The organism is Methylobacterium sp. AC832 (assembly GCF_979256025.1).
This window is the reverse complement of sequence record NZ_CEEDMV010000001.1, coordinates 947907-973278: the sequence shown is the minus strand read 5'-3', so window position 1 is coordinate 973278 and position 25372 is coordinate 947907. Positions and strand designations below refer to the sequence as shown.

Genomic DNA, 25372 nt, shown 5'->3' with positions numbered 1-25372 from the left:
GATCAAACCGCAATCGACGGGGCGCCGGGTTTCTTCCGCCGCGATCTGTCACGAAGTGCCAGCCACACGAGTATGGCATGAGGCAGAAACGCGGCGAGAACGAGGGACGCTCCCAAACCCGCCTCGCCAGTCGATAGAGCGCGCCTGGGCCAGGGGCCGAAGCCCGCCATATGAGCCTGCCCGATCACTGCGAAAGCGAACCATAACGCGAGAAAGCCCGCGCCGCTGCGGAGAAGGACGGTGGCGAGGCGTCGACCCCAGGATGCCGCCGAGGTTCGGCCGCCGATCAGGAGTGCGCCCACCGCCAGGGCCGAGCCGAACATGAAGGCCGACGAAGCGGAACCAAGGGCGAAGGCAACGCTCATCGGCTGATAGGTGAGGAAGGTCATGCCGCCGGTGGCAAAGCCTGCGCGAAGCACGAAACCGCCGAAGGTCGGATAGAGGCTGAGGGCGAGAAATAGCGTGACCCCCAACAGGACACCGACGATGCGCCGGGGAAGGGACGCGGTGCTCGCCGCTGCCATCGCGACGAGCCTCGCCAAGCCATAGACGATGGCGAAGGTGAAGAGCGGGTATTGCTGCAGGAAGAAGCCGTAGAACCGCGCCGCCAGCTCGGGCGGAAGCGGCGAGGCTTGGCTCAGCCCGGTCACGGCCGTAGCGCACAGCGCGAGGAACGCGGCCATCAGCGGGAATGCCGCAGGCACGAGCGGTGAGATCGCGCCTACGGGAGAAGTGGCGGCGGCCGGGACGAGCACCGCCGACGCGCCGCCGGATGGCATCACGCCTCGTAGTTGTCGCGGACGAGCCGGTCGAGGAGGCGCACGCCCCAGCCCGCACCCCAGCTCCGGTTGATCTCACTGGGGCTCGACGACATCGCCACGCCGGCGATGTCGAGATGGGCCCAGGGAACGTCGTTGACGTAGCGCTTGATGAACGAGGCGGCGGTGGCCGCGCCGCCATGGCGGCCGCCGGTGTTCTTCATGTCGGCGAACTTCGAATCGATGGCCTTGTCGTAGGCCGGGATCAGCGGCATCCGCCACACCGCCTCGCCGGTCGCCTCGCTGGCGGCGGCGATCTTGGCGGCAAGCGCATCGTCGTTCGAGAACATGCCGGCGATGTCCTGGCCGAGGGCGACGATGATCGCGCCGGTGAGCGTCGCCAGATCGATCATGAATTTCGGCTTGTAGGCGCTCTGCACGTGCCAGATCACGTCGGCGAGGACGAGACGTCCCTCGGCATCGGTATTGATGATCTCGATGGTCTGGCCGGACATCGAGGTGACGATGTCGGCGGGGCGCATCGCGCCGCCATCCGGCATGTTCTCGACGATGCCGATCGCCCCGATGGCGTTGACCTTCGCCTTACGCGAGGCGAGCGCGAACATCGTGCCGACGACGCAGGCGGCGCCGCCCATATCGCCCTTCATGTCTTCCATGCCGCCGGCGGACTTGATGGAGATGCCGCCGGAATCGAAGCACACGCCCTTGCCGATGAAGGCGATGGGCGCCTCGGACGCGTCGGCGCCGCCGTTCCACCGCATCACGACCACGCGCGCTTCGCGGGTGGAGCCCTGCGCGACGGCGAGGAGCGCGCCCATGCCGAGGGCTTCGAGCTTACCGGGGCCGAGAACCTCGACCTCGACGCCGAGCTTGGTCAGCTCCTCCGCACGCCGGGCGAATTCCTCCGGGTAGAGCACGTTCGGCGGCTCGTTGATGAGTTCGCGGGCGAGCAGGACGCCGCCGGCCACGGCCTCGGACTGCTTGGCCGCCGCCTCGGCTCCCGAAGGATCGCCGACCATGAGCGTGAGCGCGGTGACGCGGCCTTCTTCGCCCTCGGGCTTCTTCTTCGTCTTGTAGCGGTCGAAACTGTAGACGCGCAGGCGCGCTCCGAGAGCGAAATCGGCGGCATTGGCCGGGCTCACCGACGCGCCGGGCCAATCGAGGGCGACATGGGCCTGGCGGCCGCTGAGCTTGCTCGCGGCATAACCGCCGAGCGCCGGCCAATCGATCTTGGCGCGGTCCTTCTCCGAACCGAGGCCGATGACCAGCAACCGGTCGGCATCGAGCCCGGCAGGCGCGGGCAGCGCCAGGGAGGTGAGCGACTTGCCCTTGAACCGCTCGCTCGCGGCGGCGCGCGCCACCAGATCGGACGCGCCGCGGCCGACGGCCTGTGCGACAGCGGGGGAGAGAGCCAGATCATCGCCGACGAAGAGAACGATGTCGCCGTGGCCGACCGGGCCGAGCGGCCCGAATGCGATCGTGATACCGTCCGCCATAAGTCACGCTTTCCGAAGGTCAGGATTGGTGCGTGCGACGGAACACGCGCCGCCGCGACACTCCCTGTGTACCCATTGATGCGGAGAACGCAACGCGATCCGCCCGCCGCGAAACCGCCCGAATTGAAGTGCCCCAGAGTGATCGACATCGGTGGACGGGCACGATGCCGGGGGGCATGAGGAAGGCCCGTGGGACGCGTCCCACGGACGCCATGCGCTAGGGCCCGCCGCGAGATCCGATGACGCAAATCGAGCGCTACATATTCAGGATCGCGGCCGGGGCCTTTCTCGCCTGCCTGATCGGCCTCACGAGCACGATCTGGGTGACGCAGGCCCTGCGTGAGCTCGACCTCATCACGGCCAAGGGCCAGACCCTCGTCATCTTCTTCCTGATCACCGGGCTTTCGGTGCCGACGCTGATCACCGTCATCGCGCCCGTGGCGCTGTTCATCGCCGTCGTCTACGCCCTGAACCGGCTGAACGGCGATTCCGAACTCATCGTCATGTCGGCCGCCGGCATGCAGCCGCGCCGGATCCTGCGTCCCTTCCTCACCCTGGGGCTCATCGTGAGCGCGGGCGTCGCGTTCCTGACGATCCAGGTGATGCCGTCCTCATTCCAGGAACTGCGCGACGTGTTGACCCGCGTACGCGGCGATTTCATCGCCAATGTGGTGAAGGAGGGCCAGTTCACCGAGCTCGACAGTGGCATCACCTTCCATTTCCGCGAGCGCGGTCCCGGCGGCACGCTCCAGGGCATCTTCATCCAGGACAAGCGCGAGGCCGGGAAGACGGTGGTCTATCTCGCTGAGCAGGGACAGGCTGTGGATTACGAGGGGCAGAGCTATCTCGCCCTCGAGAAGGGCAGCATTCACCGGCAGCAGAAGGATTCGCGGGACTCCTCGATCATCACCTTCGAGCGCTACACGGTGGATCTCGCGGCCTTCACGCCGCCGGACGGCGAGACCGTTTACAAGCCGCGCGAACGGTCGACCGCGCAACTCCTCTTCCCCGACACCAGCGAATCCTACTACCAGACGCAGAAGGGCCGTTTCCGCGCCGAAGTGCATGACCGGCTCTCGGCCTGGCTCTATCCTCTCGCCCTGACCCTCATCGCCTTCGCGGCTTTGGGCGATCCACGCACGACGCGCCAGGGTCGCGGTCTGGCAATGGCGGGTGCGGTCATCGCCGTCATCGTGCTGCGCATCGCGGGCTTCGCCGCCAGCAGCGCGGCCGTGCGAAGCCAGGGCGCCGTCTTCGCCATCTACGCCGCCCCGATTCTGGCGCTGGCGATCTCCTGCCTCGTCGTGTTCAACGGGGCCGCCGTGCGGGACTGGAACGCACGCGTCTCCATGACCCTGACGAATTTCGGCCGCGCCATCCTGCGCCGACCGCGCCTCGGCGACAGGTGAGGCCGCCGCGATGATGATCGGCTTCACCCTCGGCCGCTACTTCGCCCTGCGCTTCCTGCGCACGGTGCTCGGCGTGTTCATCACCGTCTTCGCCCTAGTCTACACCCTGGATTTCGTCGAATTGCTGCGGCGCGCCGGCGACACCGAGGGCGCGTCCACAAGTTTGATGGCCCAGCTCTCGCTCTACCGGACCCCGGCCGTCGCCGAGGGCGTCCTGCCTTTCGCGATCCTGTTCGGCTCCATGGCGGCCCTGCTGCAGCTGTCGCGCAAGCTCGAACTCGTGGTCGCGCGCGCCGCCGGAATCTCGGCCTGGCAGTTCCTCCAGCCCGGCATCCTGGTGGCGCTCGCCATCGGGGCTTTCACGGTGGGGGTCTACAATCCCCTCTCGGCGGCGATGAAGCAGCGCTCGACCGAGATCGAGGCCAGGATCTTCGCGAAATCCACGAAGGCCAATTCCGGCAAGGATTTATGGATCCGCCAGAACAGTCTCGACGGACAGGCGATCCTCCGTGCCGGGACGGCGATCGAGGGTAGCACCACCCTGGCGGGGGTATCGGTCTACACGTTCGACGAGAACGGGGTGTTCCTGTCGCAGATCGAAGCCGCGCGTGCGACGCTGCACGACGGTTACTGGTCCCTTCAGGACGCGCGGCTCCTCACCAAAGGCCAGCCGCCCGAGGGCTACGACACCTATATCCTCGCCTCCAATCTCGATCCCGGTCAGGTGAAGCAGCGCTTCACGCCTCCGGAATCTGTGCCTTTCTGGCAACTGAACGAGACCATCGCACGGACGGAGCGGGCCGGGTTGGATGCGACGCGCTACCGACTCCAGTATGATGTCCTCATGGCGAGGCCCATTCTCTTCGTTGCCATGGTGCTCGTGGCAGCCAGCGTTTCCTTAAGGTTCTTCCGCTTTGGTGGAGTGGGCAAGCTTGTGCTTGGCGGCGTGGCGGCGGGGTTCTTCCTCTACGTCGCGCGGCAGGTCATGGAAGGCCTCGGCGCATCAGGCATCGTGTCGCCCCCGGTGGCGGCATGGTTCCCGGCCGTGGTAGGGAGTCTTCTCGGTACGCTCACGCTTCTCTATCAGGAGGACGGCTGATGCCGTTGTCGGTGACGGGATGCGAAACGAGGCCGAGGCAGAGGTTGGGACACGGGTTGCGTAAAGTCTCCGACATCGCGAAGCTCGCCGGCTTGCTGGCGTTCGTCTCCGGCGCCGCGCTCACGCTCGGCACCGATGGAGCGAGCGCGCAGGCGACCGGTCGAAGCGACAAGGGCCAGGCCCGCAAGGCTACTCCGCCCAAGGCTGCCGCGCAGCCCGCGCCTGCCCCCACGGGTAAGCCGGCCGAGCGGCTTCTCGTCGAAGCCGCCGAGCTGATCTACGACAACGACAACAACACCGTCACGGCGCGCGGCAATGCCGAGCTTCATTACGGCCCGCGTACCCTTCAGGCCGACCGTGTCCGCTACGACCGGGCCAGCAGTCGCGTCTTCGCCGAAGGCAATGTCCGTCTCACCGACGAGACCGGTGCCGTCGTGACCGGCGATACGATGGAGCTGACGGACGATTTCCGGAGCGGGTTCGTCGATGCCCTGCGCATCCAGCAGACCGTCGAAATGCGGGGCCAGCCGGTGCGGACGCGCTTCTCCGCGCCGCGCGGCGAGCGGGTGGACGGCGAGCAGACGACCTTCGAATCCGGCACCTACACGGCCTGCGAGCCGTGCAAGAACAACCCCGAGACGCCGCCGCTGTGGCAGGTGCGCGCCGCCAAGATCATTCACAACAACGAGACCCACACGATCGGATTCGAGGAATCGACCCTCGAGATCGCGGGCATCCCCGTCGGCTATCTGCCGTATTTCGAGGCGCCGGACCCGACGGTGAAGCGCAAGACCGGCTTCCTCACGCCGCGTTTCATCAACTCCACCGCGCTCGGCACTGGCATCTCGACGCCGTTCTTCATCAACGTCGCGCCGAATTTCGATATCACCCTGTCGCCCTCCTTCCTGAGCGAGCAGGGGATTCTCGGCCAGGGCGAACTGCGTCACCGGCTCGAGACCGGTTCCTATACCATTCGCGCCACCGGCATCTTCCAGACGACGCCCAGCGCCTTCCTTCCGGGCCCGCTCGGCGCGGGGGACCGCGACTTCCGTGGTTCGATCGAGTCCAAGGGCAATTTCTACATCAACGACCGCTGGCGCACCGGCTGGGACGTCGTCGGCGTCACCGACAAATGGTTCCTCGACAATTACCGCGTCCGCAATTCGAGCATCACCACGGATTACTTCCGTGAAGCAGTGTCGACGGCCTACCTGATCGGTCAGGGTGACCGCTCGTGGTTCGAGGCGCGCGCATATTATTTCAAGGGCCTGTCGAGCTACGATTGGCAGAAGGAGCAGCCGATCGTCGCGCCGGTGATCGACTACGATAAGCGGATCAACGGTCCGGGCTTCCTCGGCGGCGAAGTCCGCTTCGAGGCAAACATCACGCATCTCGACCGCGAGGCCACGGATTTCCAGGCGATCCCGCGCACGGGCTCCTACTACTTCAACCCCACGGTCAACGGGACGACCTATTCGCTCTACGAGACCTGCACCACCTTCACGCGCAGCACCTGCATCATCCGCGGCCTGGCGGGCAGCAACACGCGCGCATCGGCGCAGTTGTCATGGCGCCGGACCTTCATCGACGATGCCGGCCAGGTGTTCACGCCCTTCGCCTATCTGCGCACCGACGCCTTCTTCGTCGACCCGCGTAATTCCGGCTATCAGAACGCCCTGGCGCAGACGATCAGCACCACGGATTCGGATTTCTCAGGGAGGGTCATGCCGGCGGTGGGACTCGATTACCGCTATCCCTTCGTGAGCAATTTCGGCCCCCTCGGCGTTCATACGCTCGAACCCATCGCGCAGGTCGTGATCCGTCCGAGCGAGACCCATATCGGGCGCCTACCCAACGAGGACGCGCAGAGCCTCGTCTTCGACGACACGTCGCTGTTCGAATGGGACAAGTTCTCCGGCTACGACCGCGTCGAGGGCGGCGTCCGTACCAATCTCGGCGCACAATACTCGGTGGTGACGCCGTCGGGCTGGTACGCGAACGTGATGTTCGGCGAATCCATCCAGGTCGCCGGGGTCAACTCGTTCCGTCGCGGCGACCTCGCCAATGTCGGCCTCGATTCCGGCCTCGAGCGTCGGGAATCCGATTATGTCGGACGGTTCCAGCTGTCGCCGAACCAGAATATCAGCTTCGTCAGCCGTGCGCGCTTCGAACAGCGGGACTTCTCCGTCAACCGCATGGAGACGGGCGTCATCGCGCGCCTCGCGCCTTTCGCGCCCATCGACCTGTCGATGTTCTACTCCTACTACGCTGCCCAGCCCCTGCTTGGGTTCAACAACCGCAGAGAAGGCCTGACCGCGTCGGCGACCTACCACATCACCCCGAACTGGTTCGTCACCGGCTCGGCCCTCGTCGATCTCACGCACTATCTCGACGTGCGCGATAATTTCGCCAACGCCTACACGTCCTATCTCGCCAATCCCGTCGGCGCGGCGCCCGTCTATACCAATCCCGGCCGCGCGAACCTCGCCGGCTTGAGCATCGGCGGCGGTTATCAGGACGAGTGCACCACCTTCTCGCTCAACTACATCGTCTCTCCCACGGCTGCGGCCCTCGGCGTCACGGAGCGCAACCGCACCGTGCTGCTGCGCGTCGAGTTGAAGACCCTCGGCGAAGTCGACCTGCGCCAGAACGTCAACATCGCGAGCACGGCCGACGGCATCGCGGCGACCCGGTGAGATTGGGCGAGAGCCCGGTCTCGCCTTCATTCGGCGACGAAACAGGCCATGACGGTGCATAGACCCATTGCGCTCACGATGGGCGATCCGGCCGGTATCGGTCCGGAGATCGCTCTCATGGCCTGGCTGGCCCGGGACGAAGGGGCCGGGCTTCCGCCTTTCTTCCTCATCGGCGATCCCGATTTCATCGAGGGGCGGGCGAGCAGCCTCGGCTTTCAGGTTCCGGTGGCGGAGGTCGGACCCGATCTCGCAGTCGAGGTCTTTCCCCGCGCACTCCCGGTGATGCCCTTGCCGAGCGGCACCCGGGTCGGCGCCGTGGCCGGACGGCAGAGTGCGGCGGATGCCGGCGCGACCCTCGAATCGATCATGACGGCAGTCGGTCTGGTCCGGTCTGGCGAGGCGATCGCCCTCGTGACCAATCCGATCGCGAAATACGTCCTGACCAGCGTCGGCTTCGCCTATCCCGGTCATACGGAGTTCCTCGCGGCCCTCGCGGTGGAGCCCGGCAAAGCCGCGCCCCTTCCGGTGATGATGCTGTGGAGCGAAACGCTCGCCGTGGTCCCGGTGACGATTCACGTCGCCCTGCGCCGGGTGCCGGACCTGTTGACCCAGGACCTCGTGGTCCAGACGGCGCGGATCGTGGCGCGCGACCTCACCGAGCGGTTCGGAATCGCCCATCCGCGCCTTGTCCTGTCGGGGCTGAACCCGCATGCGGGCGAGGCCGGCACGATGGGAACGGAGGACCGCGACGTGCTCGAACCCGCCGTGGCGCAACTCCAGAACGAGGGGATCGATATCAGGGGCCCGCTTCCGGCGGACACGCTGTTTCATCCCCGCGCCCGGGCGACCTACGATGTCGCGCTGACACCGACCCACGACCAGGCGCTGATCCCGATCAAGACCATCGCTTTCGACGACGGCGTGAACGTCACCCTCGGCCTACCCTTCATTCGGACCTCCCCCGACCACGGCACGGCCTTCGATATCGCCGGCAAGGGCATCGCGCGGCCGGACAGTCTCATCGGCGCCCTGCGCCTTGCCGCCAGACTTGCAGGTCAGCACTCTTGAGCGACGACGGTCTCCCGCCCCTGCGCGATGTCGTGCTGAAACACGACCTCGCGCCGAAGAAGGCGCTTGGACAGAACTTCCTGTTCGACCTCAACCTCACCGGCCGCATCGCACGCGCGGCCGGCCCGCTCGAGGGCGTCACGGTGGTGGAGGTGGGGCCCGGCCCCGGCGGCCTGACGCGCGCCCTCCTCTCGGCGGGCGCCGCCCGCGTGGTGGCGATCGAGCGCGATCCGCGCGCCCTCCCCGCCCTCGCCGAGATCGCCGCGCATTACCCCGGGCGCCTCGATGTCGTCGATGCCGACGCGCTTCGGTTCGACCCGCGCCCCCTCGTCGGCGACGGGCCGGTGCGGATCGTCGCCAACCTTCCCTACAATGTCGGGACACCGCTGCTGACCGGGTGGCTCACCGAAGCGTCATGGCCGCCCTGGTGGGAATCCCTGACGTTGATGTTCCAGCGCGAGGTGGCTGAACGGATCGTCGCGGACGAATCCGACCGTGCCAATTACGGACGCCTGGGCGTTCTCTGCGGCTGGCGCACCGAGGCGCATATCCTGTTCGACGTGGCGCCCTCGGCCTTCGTGCCACCACCGAAGGTGACATCGAGCGTGGTCCATTTGAGGCCGAGGGCCACGCCCCTCCCCTGTTCGGTGGCGGCGCTCGAGCGAGTGACGCGCGCGGCGTTCGGTCAGCGCCGCAAGATGCTACGCCAGAGCCTGAAGGCCGCCACCCCCGACCCGGCGCGCCTGCTCGACGCGGCGGGAATTGTGGAGACGGCTAGAGCGGAAGAAGTACCGGTGGCGGGCTTCGTCGCGATGGCGCGAGCGCTGGACTGATCGCGCCGACGCTCGGCCGCTCAGAACTTTCCGAGCATCGGGAAATCGACGTTCAAGGCGGATTCGGCCGCAAGCGGCGCCTCGCGGCGGCGCGGCTTGCGGTTGATGACCTGTTTCAGCTTCGATTTCAGCACCGACATATCGAACGGCTTCAGGATGAAGGCGTCTGCGCCGGCCTGGTGAGCGAGGTTGATGTCCTCGAAATCGAAGGAGGCTTCGGTGAGGATGAAAGGCGTGTTCATTAGAGCATCATCACCGCGAATTTCGCGCAGCAATGTCAGCCCGTCCATCGGCTCCATGGCCAGATCCGAGATGACCAGGGCGTATTTGCGCTCGCGCAGCCGCTCCAACGCGTCGGGGCCGCTGGTCACGCCATCGACGTCGGGGAAACCGATCCGCGTCATCAGAAGGATGACGAGCTTCAACAGTTTCTCCTGATCGTCGACAATCAGGATCGGTGGCGTCTCGCTCATGGGCTTTCGAAGCTCAGGGTCGGATATCCGACGTCAGGAAGGCTGAGATGGAATATCAGACGAAAAGATGGTCGATACCCTGTTTGGCCATGGATTCGGCCTGGAGTGCAACCGCGAGAGAATGGATGACCCCGGCTTTCGGCGTGCCGCGCTGAAACATCGGCAGCAAGCCGGCCTTCTGGAAGACCGCGTCGTTCGCTGGGTTGCGGATGACGGTCACGAACGAATTGACGAATTCCCGCTTCACGATCTCGCGCCACTCGACGATCTGGACGTCGCGATGCCGGGTGTCGTTGCTGATCCGGCCGAACGTGTCGTTCACGGAGGTGCGCTCGCCCTCGATGATCTGGGCAGCGAAATTCTGCTCCACCAGCAGGAAACTGGTGATCACCGAAAACTCGTTCTTCTTCTGAGCCTGACGGGTGATCTCGCCGAGCTGACGCGTCCGGCCTGCCGCGTCCGCAGCGAGATTCAGGCGGGAGAAGTAGATGAGGTGGACAAGGGTCGTCCGCTTGCTCTTCATGATCCCCGCCCGTTGCGCTCACGGCTGGATGATAACCGGCACAGGCATAACGCTGGGTAAACGATGCGCCAAGCTTTTACGGAACCGGCAAAAGCTGCCGGGTGCCTCGGGGAAAAGGCCATTCTTGCCGGCCATCCGTAAATATTATCCTGTGATTTCAATGACTTAAATTTGGCATCCCGCTTGCGGATGATGGCATGAACCAATTTCGGTCCACGTTATTTTCAACAAAGGTTGCCGGTCATGGATGTGTTTTCCGCGCTGCAGACGGCGGTCTCGGGCATGAAGGCCCAGGGCTTCTCTCTGGAGAACATTTCCGGCAACATCGCGAACTCGCAGACAACGGGCTTCAAGCGGGTCGATACCAGCTTCGTCGACCTCGTCGCCGAGCAGGCGCCCGATCGTCAGGTCTCCGGCAGCGTCAGGGCGAATTCCGTTCTGACCAACTCGATTCAGGGCAACATTATCGCCACCGAGATCCCGACCAACATCGCCTTGAACGGGCCGGGTTTCTTCGCCGTGCAGACGAAGACCAGCGACGTCAACGGTCAGACTTCGTTCTCGGCAGGAAACCTCTACACGCGCCGCGGCGATTTCACGAACGATGCTGAAGGCTTTCTTCGTAATGGCGGCGGTGCCTACCTGACCGGAACTAGTCTCGATCCAGCAACTGGTCTCGCTACGGGCGAAGGTCCGATCCAGATTTCAAGATTGCCGGTGCCTGCAAAGCCAACGACCAAGATTGAATACACAGCGAATCTTCCAGAAACTCCTTCTGTTTCTTTAGTTGGAAAGACTTTTACTCAATCCTCAACGAATCCAGTGGTTTTAAGTGGCACTAATCAAACAGGGATCGTTAGTGCGGCCGACGCTGGTGTCCTTATTGCCGGTAGCCTTCCTGGCCCTTTGTTGACGGCTTATTCCGACAGTGGAGCACCAGCCACCTTGAACATGCGATGGGCCAAAGTTCAGGATGCCTCGCCTGCGGCAGGCACTGTCCCTGCCAAGGAGGATGTGTGGAACCTGTTTTACGCCAACAGCAGCACGAATGGCGGAATTGACTCGACCTGGACGAATGTCGGCACCGCGTTTCAGTTTGATGGGGGCGGTAAACTCACAAATCCTGCTGGTGATTCCATCGCCCTCTCTGGCCTTACCATCGACAATGTTGCCCTTGGACCGGTGTCATTTGACTATGGCGCCAGTGGTTTGACTGCTCACAGTCAAGCGGGTCTCGTGACCACTGCTCTCCGGCAGGATGGTTTTAGCTCGGGTACGCTGAATAGCCTTTCAGTGAGCGAAACCGGAGATGTGGTCGGCAGCTATAGCAACGGGAATACGGTCTCATTGGCCAAAATAAAGGTTGTGCAATTCACGAATCCTGACGGGCTGCAGGCCGATTCGTCAGGCAACTATCGTCAGACCCTCGATTCTGGAGCCCCAGTCACGGGCCTCAACGGAACCACGATCGAAGGCCAGAACATCGAGCAGTCGAATACGGACATTGCGAGTGAATTCTCGAAGATGATCGTAACCCAACAGGCCTATTCTGCGAACACGAAGGTCATCTCGACCGCGCAGGATATGATGTCCGCGTTGATCAACATCATCCGCTGAGGTCCGATTTTTCCGGTGACGTAGAAGGAGGGCAAGCGTGTCGTTATCAGCCCTGAACACGGCCGCGGCCGGCCTGAAGACCACTCAGGCCGCCATCGGCATCGTCTCGCAGAACATCGCGAATGTCGGCACCACCGGTTATGTCAAGCGCTCGCTCGACACCGTCGCCCAGGGGCCCGGTAATTCCGGCGTCGCCCTCGGCACAATCAACCGGGTCTTCGACGAGAATTCGGTGAAGCAGCTGCGGCTCGAGACGTCTGGCGCGGCCTATACGGGCATGATGGCGGACGTCCGGACCCAGCTCGACAAGCTCTACGGCACGCCCGGCACGACGAGCGCCCTCGACGGGGTGATGAACAGCTTCACCCTGTCGCTTCAGACCCTCGGCGCGGACCCGTCTTCCGCGCCCGCCCGCTCCTCCGTCGTCGCGGCGGCCTCGAACCTCGCGACGAAGATCGGGAGCATCGCGGAGGGAGTCCAATCCCTGCGCACCGCGACCGAGAGCCAGCTCTCCAACGATACGTCGGCGGCGAGCGGCCTGCTGTCGTCCATCGCCCAACTCAACGTCAAGATCGCGGCCACCAGCGACGATGGGTCCAAGGTCGCCCTACTCGATCAGCGCGACCAGGCCCTCAATTCCCTCTCCGGCTATCTCGATGTGCAGGCCTCGGTGCAGCGCGACGGGACCGTCACGGTCATGACCAATTCAGGCATGACCCTGGTCGACCGGGCCAGCGCAGCGACTTTGAGCTTCGACGGCCGGGGCACGCTCGGCCCGGAGGACAGCTATTCCGCGGACCCGGCTCAGCGCGGCGTCGGAACCATCACGGCGACCACGCCGGGCGGCGGAACGATCGATCTGGTGACCTCGAACGCGATCCGTTCGGGCTCGCTGGCGGCCGGAATCGAACTGCGCGATACGGTTCTGCCCCAGGCCCAGCGCCAGCTCGACGATCTCGCGGCCGGCCTATCGCGGTCGCTGTCCGATAGCTCGGCGGTGGGCACGCCTGCAACGGCGACGGGCGGGGCGGGATTCGACATCGACCTGACCGGCCTGAGCGCCGGCAATGCCATCACGATCAGCCTCAAGGACGCCAACGGCGCCCAGCGCAACCTGATCCTGGTTCCGTCCAACCTGACTCCGCCCGCCGCCGTGAACCGGACCGATGTCACCGACCCGCTGGCGACCATCGTCCCGTTCACGGTGGGGAGCGACCCGACCAAGCTCAGCGCCTCGATCGCCGACGCCCTCAGCTCGGAAGCCGTCACCGTCGCAGTCGGCTCATCATTCACCGTGACGTCCAGCGCCACTGCCGGCAAAGAAGGCACGATCAGGATACTGACCCCGGCGAACGGGACTACGACGCTTCAGGGGATCAGCGCGAGCATCACCCAGTCGAACACAGTCGATGTCGCGAAGAACAGCAAGCCGCAGATCCCGCTTTTCGTCGATGGCGTCGGCCAAGCCCGTCTCTTCACCGGCTCGTTCGATGGCGGCTCGCAGCTGACAGGCTTTGCCCAACGCATCGCCGTGAACCCGGCGGTGGCGGCAAAGACAGAATCGCTGGTGAAGATCGCGTCCTCGACCAGCGAAACGGACAAGACGCGACCGCAATACCTCTATAACGCGCTCACGACAGCCAGCCGAACCTTCTCGGCGGCGAGCGGGATCGGGGGCATCAGCGCCCCCTTCACGACCTCGGTTCAGGACTTCACCCAGAAGATCATCGACGCCCAGGGCGCCGCCACCGCGACCGCGCAGTTTCTCGATGAAGGGCAGAGCATCGCCCTTGCCACGGCCCAGGGCCGGTTCGCGAGCACATCCGGCGTCAAGATCGACGAGGAGATGTCGAAGCTCGTCGGATTGCAGACGGCCTATACCGCCAATGCCCGCGTCCTCACGGCCGCGCGCGACATGTTGGACACGCTCCTCCGGATCTAGAGCCTCGTTCCGGCATCCGGTTCTTCCGAAACGTGGTTTCCACGGTTCGGGTCAATTCTCCGGCGTCTTTCATCGGTCAAACCCGTGAAGACCCATTCGCCGAGGTCACGATGACGATCAGCGCCTTCACGGCAGGCACCTATTTCCAGGACCGCAACACGGCGAATCTGGTCAGCCAGAAGGCGCGCCTCGAAACATTGACGGCCCAGCTCACCACGGGACGCAATGCGGAGACGTATGGCGGCATTGGCTCGGCGCGAACCACCAGCCTCTCTGCCCACGCCTCGCTGAGCGCGCTCGATGGCTACGATGCCGCGATCAACGCGAACACGACGCGGGTGACCGTCGCCAGTTCGGCAGTGACACAGCTCTCCAACCTCAGCGGCATCGTCCAGGGTTCGTTGAATAGCGGGTCGATCGCGTCCGGTTCGAACGCCGTGCAGGTAGCCAGGAACAGCCTGGACGCCGCCGTGGACGCCTTGAACCAGGACGTCGCCGGCAATTACATCTTCGGCGGTCGCGATTCGGACGCTCCGCCCGTCGCCTCGTCGGATGCGATCCTCAACGGCATACCCAGCCGTAACCTCGAAGGCCTCAAGACCGTCGTGAGCGAACAGATCGCCGCCGACCTTGGTCCGAATGGCAATGGCCGCATCGCCACGAAGGTGTCGGACTCCACCGTGACGATCAGCGAAGAGGATCTCGGCGCGGGAGGCACGGAAGCGCGCGCGAATTTCGGCTTCAGCCTCGTCTCTGCGGCCAGCTCGAACCCGGCGGCCATCACGGCGGGGCCGATGACGGCGCGCACGAATCCGGCCGTGACCTTCTCCGTGGCCAATGCGCCGGCGGAAGGCGACCGGATTCGCGTGGCGATCAACCAGCCCGACGGAACCCAGACTTTCACCGACCTGATCGTTACCGCCAATCCTCCGGCGGACGCCACGAATACGATTCCGCTCGGCACTGCCGCCGACACCGCCGCCGCCCTCACCAAGAGATTCGAGAACCAGGCCGTTGCCAGTATCCAGGGCAAGGCCTCCCTCGGGCTCGCCGCGAATTTCGGCACCGGCACGCCGGCCTCGGTGGAGCTGGCCGTAAAAGCCCCTCCGGCGGCGGGGGACACGCTGACCTTCAAGCTAGCGCTTCGCGACGGCACCACACAGTCGATCACGCTGACCGCGAATGCGAACGCGGATGCGAAGTCCACCACCGAGTTCTCGTTGACCGGTGACGTCGCGGCCAACATCTCCACCGCCCTGTCGAACGCGCTGAGGGAGACGGCCGGGACGACCCTCTCGGCGAGTTCGGCGTCGCGCGCCTCTCAGGATTTCTTCGCCGGGTCAAAGACGGAGGGTTTTGCACCGCGCCGCGTATCGGCGGACGGGAACGGATACGCGGAAGGGGCCAGCACTACGACCGTCATCTGGTACACCGGCGACGATACCTCGACCGATCCGCGGGCGACGGCATCGGTGCAGATCGGTTCGGACCGGACGATCGGCATCGGGGCCCAGGCCAACGAGGCGCCGATCCGCGCGGTCCTCGCCGGGATCGCGCAGGTCGCGGTGCAAAGTTTCACCACCACGCAGACTGGAACGTCCGAGGCGGCACGCTACCTCGCCGTCTCGGAACGTTCACGCTCGCTCCTCACCTCCACCGCCGGGCGCGAGGGAATACAGTCCATCGCCAGCGATCTGAGCCTGGCGGCCAAGACCATGACTGAGACGAAGACCGACAACCGCGCCGCCAGGGCCACTCTTCAGGACAGTCTCGACGGCGTCGATACGGTCTCCCTCGAGGAAGTCACCGCGAAGCTCCTGGCACTTCAGAATCAGCTTCAGGCGAGCTACCAAGTGACCTCGATGCTCTCGAAACTGACGCTGACGAACTACCTCTCCTGAATCAGGCAGCCGCCAAGCCGCGCTTGCGCAGCAGCGGATCGATGCTCGGCAGGCGGCCGCGGAAGGCGATGTAGGCCTCACCGGGATCGCGCAGGTTTCCGGCGCCGTAGACGAACTTGCGCAGCCGCGCCGCCGTCTCGGGATCGAAGATATCGCCCGCCTCGCGGAACGCGTCGAAAGCGTCGGCATCGAGCACCTCGGACCAGAGGTAGCTGTAATACCCAGCCGCATAGCCGTCGCCGGAGAAGATATGGGCGAAGTGCGGTGAGCGGTGCCGCATGGAAATCTCCGCGGGCATGCCGATGCGCTGGAGCGCGTCAGCCTCAAAGGCCAGGACATCGAGACCGTCCTCGCCGCCGCTCGACAGGTGCAGCGTCATGTCGACGATGGCCGAGGCGGTGTATTCGATGGTGGAGAAGCCCTGGTTAAAGGCCCGCGCCGCCAAGAGGCGCTTCAGCAACTCCTCCGGCATCGGCTCGCCGGTGCGGTGATGCCTGGCATGGGCGCGCAGGACCTGGGGCTGTTCGAGCCAGTGCTCATAGAGCTGCGAGGGCAGTTCCACGAAATCGCCGGCCACCGCCGTGCCCGAGAGGAGCGGATAGGTGACGTCCGAGAGAAGGCCGTGGAGCGCATGGCCGAACTCGTGGAACAGGGTACGGGCGTCGTCGAAGGAGAGCAGCGGTGTCTCACCCTCGGGCGCCTTGGCGAAATTCATCACGTTGACGATGATCGGCGTGATGGTGCCGTTGAGCCGCTCCTGTGAGCGGAAGGCGCTCATCCAGGCACCGCTGCGCTTCGACGAGCGCGCGAAATAATCGCCGAGGAAGATGCCGACCTCGGAACCGTCGGCATTGCGCACCACCCAGGCTCGCACATCGGGGTGGTAGCGGGGAAAGTCGGTGAGTTCCTCGAAGCGCAGGTCGAACAAGCGTGAAGCCGTGTCGAAGGAGGCCGCGATGACACCGTCGAGGGGCAGGTAGGGCTTGATCTCGCCCTCGTCGAGATCGTGCTCGGCCCGCCGCAGCTTCTCGGCATAGTGGCGCCAATCATGCGGCCCCAGGGCGATGTTGGCCCCTTCGGACGTGGCAAGGGCCTGCAGGCGGTCGCGCTCGGTGGCGGCACGGGCATGGGCCGGCGTCCAGACGTTGCGCAGCAATTCCATCGCGGCGTCGGGCGAGCCCGCCATGGTGTCTGACAGTTTGAAATGGGCGAAGCTGTCGAAGCCGAGCAGGCGGGCCCGCTCCGCGCGCAGGGCGATGATCTCGGCGATGATGGCCCGGTTGTCCGTGGCGCCGCCGCTCTCGCCACGCCGGATCCAGGCCTGATAAGCCTTCTCGCGTAGGTCCCGCCGGGTCGAGAACACCAGGAACGGCTCGATCAGTGAGCGCGACAGGGTGATGATGTGCGCATGCTCGCCGCCCCGATCCTTGGCGGCGCTGGCGGCAGCGGAGCGAAGGAACTCGGGGAGCCCGGCAAGATCCTCCTCACCGTCGAGGGGGAGGATGAACGCGCCCTCGTCCGCGAGCAGGTTCTGGCTGAACGTGGTCCCGAGTTCGGCCATCCGCCCCGCGATCTCCGCCATCCGGGTCTTCGCCTCGGGAGCGAGATCGGCACCGGCGCGGCGAAAGCGCGTGCGGTAGCGGTCGAGCACGCGGCGCTCCTCGTCGCCGAGTGCCTCCGCATCCGGATCGACGGCGGAGATCCGCGCCCAGAGCAGCGGGTTGAGATAGATGGCGCTGCCATGGCGCGCGAGGCGTGGGGTGATCGCCCGCTCCACCGCCTGGAGCTCGGGGCTGGTGTTGCTGCCGCTGAGGTTGAAGAAGACGGAGGCGACGCGGTCGAGATCGAGGCCGGCGCGCTCCAGCGCCTCGACGGTGTTGGCGAAACGTGCCGGCTCGGTGTTGCCGGCAATGGCGGCGATCTCGGCATCATGCGCGTCGAGTGCGGCTTCGAAGGCGGGCAGATAATGCTCCGCGCGGATCCGCTCGAAGGGCGGAAGGCCGAACGGCGTGTCCCATACGGCCTCGGCGAACGGTCCGATGTCCCGGGTCTCGGTGGCGGTTGCGCTCGTCATGGTCGTCCTTTGGTGTCGTCCGGGCCTATGCGGGGGAACCTAGTCATCCCGGCAAGCGAGCGCAAAGTGTCCCGTCGGCATTTTCGCCACGGTGTCACTCGGGTTTTCAACGAAGGGGCTTCCAGGCCTTGGGCGCTTGCACCCAAGCTCAGGCCGACGCAGGTTGCGCCCCGCCATGGCACCCCTGACCCGAACCACCTCCGTTTCCCTCCGCTCCGCCAGACTCGTGCTGGCGGCGGGCGGCTTCCTGGCCGTCGGCATCGGCGCGGCCACGGCACAGAGCGTTTCGGTCGATCTCGGTCAGGGCGGCGTCACCGAGCGGGCGCTCCAACTCGTCGCCCTCATCACCGTCCTGGCGCTGGCGCCCTCGGTGCTGGTGATGGCGACCTCGTTCACGCGAATCGTCGTGGTGTTGTCGATCCTGCGCTCGGCGCTGGGGACGCAGAGCGCGCCGCCGAACGCCGTGATCACCAGCCTCGCGCTGTTCCTCACCGCCTTCGTGATGGCGCCGACGGCGCGCGAGGCCTATCGCACCGGGATCGAGCCGCTCATCGCGGGCCAGATCACCCAGGGCTTGGCGTTCGAGAGGGCCTCGGCTCCGTTCAAGACCTTCATGCTGCGCAACGTGCGCGAGAAGGACCTGAAGCTGTTCCTCGACATGGCGAAGGCCCCCGCTCCCGCCGGGCCGGAGGCCATCGGCCTGGAGATCGTCACGCCGGCCTTCATGATTTCGGAGTTGCGCCGCGCCTTCGAGATCGGCTTCCTGCTCTTCATCCCCTTCCTCGTCATCGATCTGGTCGTCGCCTCGATCCTGATGGCGGTGGGCATGATGATGGTGCCGCCGGCGACGGTGGCCCTGCCGTTCAAGCTGATCTTCTTCGTGCTGGTCGACGGCTGGACCCTCGTGGCCGGATCGCTGATCCAGAGCTACGGAAGCTGACGGCGGCAACCCAGAGAATCAGCCGTGCAGGTGATCCAGGATAGCGAGACCCGCCGGGGTCGCCTCGTAGCGCGCCCGCTGGGTTTTCTGATTGCGCTCGGTGACCGCCAGAAGCTCGGCCTCCCCGGACAGGGTCTCCACCGCACGCAGGACGAGCGCGTGCTCGACGCCGAAGACGCGGGCGAAGCTTCGGCTATCGGCGGCGAGCTTCAGATGAAGGCCCGCGAGTAGCCCGGCCTCCAGGGTCGAGAGGCCGGGCTGGAGGTCGGCGATGGAATCGGTGACGGCGAGAAAGGTCTCGGCATCGGCAGGAGGCTCGTTCACGCGGCCTCCGCCGGACGGCGAAGCGACACCATGACCGATTTCGACGTCGGCGTGTCGCTCTCCTTGCCGAAGGACGACAGGGGAACGAGCACGTTGAGTTCGGGATAATAGCCCGCGAGACTGCCGCGCGGCATGTCGAAGGGCACGAGACGGAAGCCTTCGGCCACCCGCACCACGCCGTCGTCATGGGTGCCGACGATATCGACCCGGTCGCCTGCGATGGCACGGATCTCGGCCAGGTCGTCGGGATGCGCGAACAGCACCTGACGCTCGCCGTAGACCCCGCGATAGCGGTCGTCGAGGCCATAGACGGTGGTGTTGTACTGATCGTGGCTACGGAAGGTCTGGAGCACGAAGGTGCCGGCCTTCGACCGCGCCTGCTGATGCTCGGTCGCCTCGGGCAAATGCTCGGCCGAGAAATTTGCCTTGCCGGTGGTCGTCTCGAAATTGCGCTCGGCGGCGAGGTTGCGCAGCATGAAGCCGCGCGGACGGCGGACGCGGGCGTTGTAACCGGCGAACCCCGGAATGGTCCGCTCGATCAACGCGCGGATGCCATCGTAATCGTCGGCGAGGGCCGCCCAATCGACCTTGTCCGACCCGACGGTGGCCGCGGCCATGCCGGCGATGATGGCGATCTCGGAGCGCAGCTCCGGCGAGGCGGGCTTGTTGATGCCGCCCGAGCCGTGGACCATGCTCATGGAATCCTCGACCGTGACGATCTGGATCTTGCCCTTCGAATTCCGGTCGATCTCGGTGCGGCCGATACAAGGCAGCAGGTAGGCTACCCGGCCCGGCACCAGATGCGAGTGGTTGAGCTTGGTGGCGATATGGACGGTGAGCGCGCAGGAAGCGAGCGCCTTGGCTACCAGCGCCGTATCCGGCGTGGCGCGGGCGAAATTGCCGCCGAGCCCGATGAAGGCCTTGGACGATCCGTCGAGCATGGCGCCGATGGCGCCGATGACGTTGTGGCCGTGCTTGCGCGGGGCGACGAAGCCGATCTCACGCTCGAGGGCGTCGAGCAGGGCGGCGGGCGGCTTCTCGTTGATGCCCACCGTGCGGTCGCCCTGTACGTTGGAATGGCCGCGCACGGGACAGAGGCCAGCGCCGGGACGGCCGATATTGCCGCGCAGGAGCATGACGTTGGTCATCTCCCGGATGGTGGCCACCGAGTGTTTGTGCTGGGTCACGCCCATGGCCCAGGTGCAGATGACCTTGTCGGCACCGAGATAGACGTCGGCCGCGACCTCGATATCGGCGCGGGACAGGCCGCACTGGTCCTCGATCGCCTCCCAGGTGGTCGCCTCCACGACGGCGCGATAGGCCTCATGCCCCTCGGCATGGTGGCTCAGGAAGGCGCGATCGAGGACGGAAGGCCGGCCGGCGGCGAGCGCCGCGTCGTCGGCGGCGAAAACCGCCTTGGCGATGCCGCGGAACACCGCCATGTCGCCGCCCGGACGCGGCTGGTAATAATGGCTCGCCACCGGGGCGCTGGCGCCGCGCAGCATCTCAACCGTGTTCTGCGGATCGGCGAAACGCTCCAGACCGCGCTCGCGCACGGGGTTGTAGACCACGACGCGGGCGCCGCGGGTCGCCGCCTTGCGAAGGTCGCCGAGCATGCGCGGATGGTTGGTGCCGGGGTTCTGGCCGACCACGAAGATCGCGTCCGCCTTCTCGAAATCCTCGAGCAGGACGGTGCCCTTGCCGATGCCGATGGCCGCCTGAAGGGCGATGCCGCTGGCCTCGTGGCACATGTTGGAGCAATCGGGGAAATTGTTGGTGCCGTAGAGCCGGGCGAACAGCTGGTAGATGTAAGCCGCCTCGTTGGAGGCGCGGCCGGAGGTGTAGAACTCGGCCCGGTCGGGGCTGTCGAGACCACGCAAAGTGGCGCCGATCTCGGTGAAGGCCGCATCCCAGCTGACCGGCAGGTATCGGTCGCTCGCTGCGTCGTAGCGCATGGGATGCGTCAGGCGGCCCTCGCCTTCCAGGGCGTAATCCGTCCATGTCCGCAGCGACGTCACCGTGTGCTTCGCGAAGAACTTCGGCGGCGTACGCTTGTCGGTCGCCTCCCATGAGACGGCCTTCACGCCGTTCTCACAGAACTCGAACGAGGAACCGTGCGCCGGGTCACCCCAGGCGCAGCCGGGACAATCGAACCCGTCGGGCTGGTTGGCCTTGAGCATGGCGCGGGCCCCGGAGAGCGGGGCGCGGCTGCTCAGCAGGTGCTTGCCGCAGCTCTTTAGCGCGCCCCAACCGCCAGCGGCGGAGGAACGCTTGGGGGACGCGACCGGGTGATCCATGTACGATCCTGGCTCGGCAAAAAATGGCCTGGACGGCGGAATCGCCATGCGAAACCACGTCCTCTACCACCAGCGATATCGCACCGCACACGGGTCACTCAAACACGGATAAACGCGGGCCAGTCATGCGCTTACGACGATGCATTGGCGCGAAACCGAGCAGTCTTTCGAAGTTCTAAACTCGACCCCGCGTCAGACGCATGAACCGCATGCGACGAAAGCCGGGTTAGATCTCGCGCGTCTTGACTAGCACCCGGCCGACACAGGTTCGTGCCGCGATGCGGAAGACGGTCCTGCCGCGTCCTCCCCCTTTTGGAGTGAGACGCCGGGGATCCGGGCTTTCTCGAAAGACTAAGCGGCAGCTGTCCCGAGTTTGGCCAGCGTCGCCGCGTCCCGGCCGACGATCGTCGATAGGTCGCGAGCACCTTCCGCGGCGAGTTTTCTGAGCAAGCCGGCTTTGATCGATCCGACGAGCCCAGGACCGACATAGACCAGCGCAGAGTAGAGCTGCAGCAGGCTCGCCCCTGCGAGGATCTTGGTCCAGGCCGCCTCGGCCGAGTCGATGCCGCCCACGCCGATGAGCGGGATGGTGCCGCCCACGCGCAGGTAGGTCTCCGCCAGCAGGCGGGTCGCCGGCTGGAAAAGCGGACGCCCGGAGAGGCCTCCGGTCTCCCTGGCCAGGGAGGCGTCGGCGAGACCGGCGGGCCGCGCGATGGTGGTGTTGGAGACCACGAGCCCCTGCACCTTCCTCCGCAAAGCGGTGGCGACGATGGAATCGAGCGCTTCGAGCGAGATATCGGGGGCGATCTTCAGCAGAATCGCAGTCCCGGCGGAGGCCTTGTCGCGAGCCTCGACCACGCGTCCGAGCAGATCATCCAGGAACGCTTCGCCCTGAAGGTCACGCAGGCCGGGCGTGTTCGGCGAAGAGACGTTGACGGTGACGAAGGCGACATGCGGCGCCAGTGCCGAGGTGCAGGCCACGTAATCGGCGATCCTGTCGCTCGACTCCTTATTGGCGCCGATATTGATTCCGACCAATCCGGGTCGACTGCTTCTCGCCGCGAGGCGGCCGCGCACGATGTCGAGCCCTTCGCTGTTGAGGCCGAAGCGGTTGATGACGGCGCCGTCGGCGCTGAGACGGAACACGCGCGGGCGTGGGTTGCCACCCTGAGGCTTCGGCACGACGCCGCCGACCTCCACGAAGCCGAAGCCCAGGCCGAGCAGCGCATCGGGCACCTGCGCGCCCTTGTCGAATCCTGCCGCCAGTCCGACCGGGTTGGGGAACCGACGGCCGAAGGCATCAACCGCGAGCCTCGGATCGTCCGGGGCCGGCTTGCGGGGTGGCAGAAGAGCCAGCCCACGTAAGGTGAGGTTGTGCGCCGTCTCGGCGTCGAGGCCATGCAGGATCGGCTTTGCGAGGGGAAAGAGCGCGCCGATCATGCCTATGCTCCGGTCGAGGGAGGAGTGGGCGAAACCAGATCGGCGGGAAACAGATGCCGGCCGTCCGGCCCAATCGGAAGATCGGTGACGGACCTGACCGCATCGAGCCGGAGGTCGCCGTAGAGATGCGGGAACAGCGCCCCGCCGCGCGAGGGCTCGTAGCGAAGGGCATCTCCCAACGCATCGGCGTCGATCCCGACGAGGACGAGATCGGGAACACCGGCGAAATGCCGAGATGCAGTTTCAGCCACTTGGTCGGCGGTGGAGAAATGAATGAACCCATCGGCATGGTCGACCGGAGCACCGGTGAACCGGCCCGCTTCCTCGGCCTCGCGCCACAAGGCACGCGGGCATATCTTGTAGATCATTGACATCGCGCGTTGCCTTCCGGTTCGACCGCGACCGCGATAGAACGGGCAGGCATCCGTCGCAACCAGCGGCTATTTCTACCTTTGGTCGTGAGTTTGTAATTTCTCCATCTCGAGGATAGTGGCGGCGCGCCGTTGCTTCCGCCGCTTTTTAGTTCTACTTTCCTAAAGCTAGGCTGGATGTCTTAGCCATTCTAATCGAGTCTCGCCATGCTGTCCCACGAGCAGATCTGGACCGCGATCGACCGTCTCGCGGAACGCCATGGATTCTCCGCTTCGGGTCTCGCGCGCCGTGCGGGGCTCGACGCCACGAGCTTCAACCGCTCGAAGCGGATCGGGCCGGACGGGCGCAAGCGCTGGCCCTCCACCGAATCCGTGTCGAAGGTGCTCGCGGCCACCAATGCGACGCTGGACGATTTCCTTCGCCTCATCGAAGCTCGGGAAGGCATGCCGCGCACCATGGTGCCGCTGATCGGCATGACCCAGGCGGGCGCGGGCAGGCTCTTCACTGAGGAAGGCATGCCCACCGGCGGGCCGGGCTGGGAAGAAATCGAGTTTCCCGATCTCGGTGAGGATCGCGCTTTCGCCCTCGAAGTGCAGGGCGATTCCATGGAACCGCTCTACCGCGATGGCGACGTGCTGATCGTGTCTCCCACCGCCAGCGTCCGCAAAGGCGATCGCGTGGTGGTGCGGCTGGCCAGCGGCGAAGTGCTGGCCAAGGAATTGCGCCGCAAGACCGCCCGGACGATCGAGTTGCTGTCGCTCAACCCGAGCCACCCGGAACGCATCGTCCAAGTGGCGGAGATCGCCTGGATCGCGCGGGTGATGTGGGTCCGGCAGTAGACATCGTGGGGAGGCTCCGTGACGTCTTGGCGCTTCCGTCCGATGCGACTAACGCTGGAGCCCGTTCCGCTCCGACAGGCCTGGATACAGCATGGCGTTGCACGATCTGGACGGCGAACGGGATGAGGCTCCGAGCCCGCCTATCGATCTTCGCTCGGCCCTGGATGCCAGCGCCCTTCCCACGCTGCTGATCGACCAATCCAAGACGACGATCGTTGCGGCCAATCCCGCTTTTGCCCGGTTGACCGGCCACGATACCGGGGATCTCGTCGGACGCGATGCCCATCTGCTTCTCGGCGCCAATACCGACAAGGACGCTCGCGCCGCTTTCGCCGCCGCGTTGGCGGGAAAGCGTCCGGAGGGAATCGAGGTGCTGGCCTGGCGCAGGAACGGCTCGACCTTCTGGGCCGAGATCTTCGCAGCCCGCCTGCCCGATACCGACCTTCTCCTCGTCCAGGTGATCGACGTGACCAGGCGGAGGGATGCGGAGGGTGCGCTGGCTTTATCGCGGCAACGCGAGGCGCTGGGCCTGCTCACGAACAGCGTCGCTCACGAGTTCAACAACTTCCTGCAGATTCTCATCGGCTATATCGACGGGCTGAAGCGACGTCTCGGCGACCGCGAGGAACCCTTCATCCAACGGGCGGTGATACGCTCCACCGACGCGGTGGAGCGGGCGACGATCCTGACGCGCCAGCTTCTGACCTTCTCGCGGCGGATCGCGCCGGATGTCCGCCCGGTCGATATGAATGCTCTCATCACCGCCTTCGCCGCGCGCATGCAAGCGACGCTTCCCCCGGGGGTCGCCCTGACGATCCGCGCGGCGCCGGACCTGCCCAACGGGCTCACCAACCCGACCCAGGTGGATCTGGCCCTGTCTCACATCGTCGCCAATGCCTGCGAGGCGATGCCGTCCGGCGGAAGCATCGAGATCGCGAGTTTCGTGGTGCCGCCGAGCGACCCGGCGATCCGCCGTCCGGGCGATGGCGCGGTCGGTCTTTCCGTCCGCGATACCGGGCACGGGATGACACCGGAGATGGCGGCACGGGCGCTGGCGCCCTTCATCACGACGCGCGAGGCCGGACGGGGAGCGGGGCTCGCCATCGTCCACGGCCTGGTGAAGCGTCAGAACGGGACCGTGTCTCTCGACAGTAAGCCCGGCGAGGGAACGACGGTACGGATGATCTTTCCGGCCGCTCTCTGAAATGCACCGGCTTTCTCAAGTCTTGCCGTCATCACAAAAGCAGGGC

General features: G+C 65.6%; 20 protein-coding genes. 11 read left to right on the top strand and 9 right to left on the bottom strand.

All coding sequences use genetic code 11. The features are described 5' to 3' along the window. Positions 1-2: 2 nt before the first annotated feature. Together AC0IXR_RS04510 and AC0IXR_RS04505 are read right to left on the bottom strand one after the other, a co-directional pair. Positions 3-779 (bottom strand): hypothetical protein, encoded by a 777-nt coding sequence (locus tag AC0IXR_RS04510; RefSeq protein WP_471759858.1) that lies wholly within the window; start codon positions 777-779, stop codon positions 3-5. After that, on the bottom strand, positions 779-2275 hold the full coding sequence (locus AC0IXR_RS04505) for a leucyl aminopeptidase (RefSeq protein WP_056452102.1): 1497 nt from the start codon (positions 2273-2275) through the stop codon (positions 779-781). Before AC0IXR_RS04505 ends, AC0IXR_RS04510 begins: the two co-directional genes overlap by 1 nt. Before the next feature lie 239 nt (positions 2276-2514). On the opposite strand from AC0IXR_RS04505, the gene lptF reads away from it, so the two are divergent. The 5 genes from lptF to rsmA are packed head-to-tail and all read left to right on the top strand — an operon-like array spanning position 2515 to position 9380. Continuing rightward, positions 2515-3684 (top strand): LPS export ABC transporter permease LptF, encoded by a 1170-nt coding sequence (gene lptF, locus AC0IXR_RS04500; RefSeq protein WP_056431151.1) that lies wholly within the window; start codon positions 2515-2517, stop codon positions 3682-3684. Between the two features lie 10 nt (positions 3685-3694). Then, complete coding sequence (gene lptG, locus AC0IXR_RS04495; protein ID WP_056431154.1) at positions 3695-4783, top strand: LPS export ABC transporter permease LptG; 1089 nt, start codon at positions 3695-3697, stop codon at positions 4781-4783. A 56-nt stretch (positions 4784-4839) separates the two neighbouring features. Then, positions 4840-7479 (top strand): LPS-assembly protein LptD, encoded by a 2640-nt coding sequence (locus tag AC0IXR_RS04490; protein WP_471759857.1) that lies wholly within the window; start codon positions 4840-4842, stop codon positions 7477-7479. A 48-nt stretch (positions 7480-7527) separates the two neighbouring features. Further along, positions 7528-8547 (top strand): 4-hydroxythreonine-4-phosphate dehydrogenase PdxA, encoded by a 1020-nt coding sequence (gene pdxA, locus AC0IXR_RS04485; protein WP_471759856.1) that lies wholly within the window; start codon positions 7528-7530, stop codon positions 8545-8547. Then, a complete protein-coding gene (rsmA, locus tag AC0IXR_RS04480) occupies positions 8544-9380 on the top strand; it encodes a 16S rRNA (adenine(1518)-N(6)/adenine(1519)-N(6))-dimethyltransferase RsmA (protein WP_471759855.1) in 837 nt (278 codons plus the stop codon). The genes pdxA and rsmA overlap by 4 nt, the downstream gene beginning before the upstream one ends. A gap of 20 nt (positions 9381-9400) precedes the next feature. On the opposite strand, the gene AC0IXR_RS04475 is transcribed toward rsmA, so the two are convergent. Both AC0IXR_RS04475 and AC0IXR_RS04470 read right to left on the bottom strand, forming a co-directional pair. Beyond that, complete coding sequence (locus AC0IXR_RS04475) at positions 9401-9853, bottom strand: response regulator (RefSeq protein WP_056431165.1); 453 nt, start codon at positions 9851-9853, stop codon at positions 9401-9403. 55 nt (positions 9854-9908) lie between these two features. After that, positions 9909-10376 (bottom strand): BLUF domain-containing protein, encoded by a 468-nt coding sequence (locus AC0IXR_RS04470; RefSeq protein ID WP_056431168.1) that lies wholly within the window; start codon positions 10374-10376, stop codon positions 9909-9911. A gap of 243 nt (positions 10377-10619) precedes the next feature. Between AC0IXR_RS04470 and AC0IXR_RS04465 the strand changes: the two genes are divergently transcribed. The 3 genes from AC0IXR_RS04465 to AC0IXR_RS04455 all read left to right on the top strand — a co-directional run bounded on the left by AC0IXR_RS04465 (position 10620) and on the right by AC0IXR_RS04455 (position 15836). After that, entirely contained in the window at positions 10620-11993 is a 1374-nt protein-coding gene (locus tag AC0IXR_RS04465) for a flagellar hook protein FlgE (RefSeq protein WP_056431591.1), read from the top strand. Between the two features lie 37 nt (positions 11994-12030). Then, positions 12031-13935 carry a flagellar hook-associated protein FlgK gene (flgK, locus tag AC0IXR_RS04460; RefSeq protein ID WP_471759854.1) on the top strand — a complete coding sequence of 635 codons (1905 nt, stop codon included), beginning with the start codon at positions 12031-12033 and terminating at the stop codon, positions 13933-13935. A 110-nt stretch (positions 13936-14045) separates the two neighbouring features. Beyond that, on the top strand, positions 14046-15836 hold the full coding sequence (locus tag AC0IXR_RS04455; RefSeq protein WP_471759853.1) for a hypothetical protein: 1791 nt from the start codon (positions 14046-14048) through the stop codon (positions 15834-15836). 1 nt (position 15837) lies between these two features. Here AC0IXR_RS04455 and AC0IXR_RS04450 read toward each other — a convergent pair whose 3' ends face one another. Next, positions 15838-17910 carry a M3 family metallopeptidase gene (locus tag AC0IXR_RS04450; RefSeq protein WP_471759852.1) on the bottom strand — a complete coding sequence of 691 codons (2073 nt, stop codon included), beginning with the start codon at positions 17908-17910 and terminating at the stop codon, positions 15838-15840. A gap of 175 nt (positions 17911-18085) precedes the next feature. On the opposite strand from AC0IXR_RS04450, the gene fliP reads away from it, so the two are divergent. Next, complete coding sequence (fliP, locus tag AC0IXR_RS04445; RefSeq protein ID WP_471759851.1) at positions 18086-18850, top strand: flagellar type III secretion system pore protein FliP; 765 nt, start codon at positions 18086-18088, stop codon at positions 18848-18850. 18 nt (positions 18851-18868) lie between these two features. Here fliP and AC0IXR_RS04440 read toward each other — a convergent pair whose 3' ends face one another. The 4 genes from AC0IXR_RS04440 to AC0IXR_RS04425 form a co-directional block, all read right to left on the bottom strand. Further along, complete coding sequence (locus AC0IXR_RS04440) at positions 18869-19174, bottom strand: hypothetical protein (protein WP_311275072.1); 306 nt, start codon at positions 19172-19174, stop codon at positions 18869-18871. Then, positions 19171-21471: an FdhF/YdeP family oxidoreductase gene (locus AC0IXR_RS04435; protein ID WP_471759850.1), complete on the bottom strand. Its 2301-nt coding sequence runs from the start codon at positions 21469-21471 to the stop codon at positions 19171-19173. The genes AC0IXR_RS04440 and AC0IXR_RS04435 overlap by 4 nt, the downstream gene beginning before the upstream one ends. A gap of 351 nt (positions 21472-21822) precedes the next feature. Then, entirely contained in the window at positions 21823-22911 is a 1089-nt protein-coding gene (locus AC0IXR_RS04430; protein WP_471759849.1) for a quinone-dependent dihydroorotate dehydrogenase, read from the bottom strand. 2 nt (positions 22912-22913) lie between these two features. Next, entirely contained in the window at positions 22914-23285 is a 372-nt protein-coding gene (locus tag AC0IXR_RS04425) for a DUF952 domain-containing protein (RefSeq protein ID WP_471759848.1), read from the bottom strand. Positions 23286-23489: 204 nt separating this feature from the next. Here AC0IXR_RS04425 and AC0IXR_RS04420 point away from each other — a divergent pair, with 204 nt between their 5' ends. Continuing rightward, positions 23490-24122, top strand: coding sequence for a S24 family peptidase (locus AC0IXR_RS04420; protein WP_056431196.1), 633 nt, complete (start codon positions 23490-23492; stop codon positions 24120-24122). A gap of 91 nt (positions 24123-24213) precedes the next feature. Next, positions 24214-25326, top strand: a complete 1113-nt coding sequence (locus tag AC0IXR_RS04415) for an ATP-binding protein (RefSeq protein WP_311275069.1) — start codon at positions 24214-24216, stop codon at positions 25324-25326. Positions 25327-25372 lie beyond the last annotated feature (46 nt).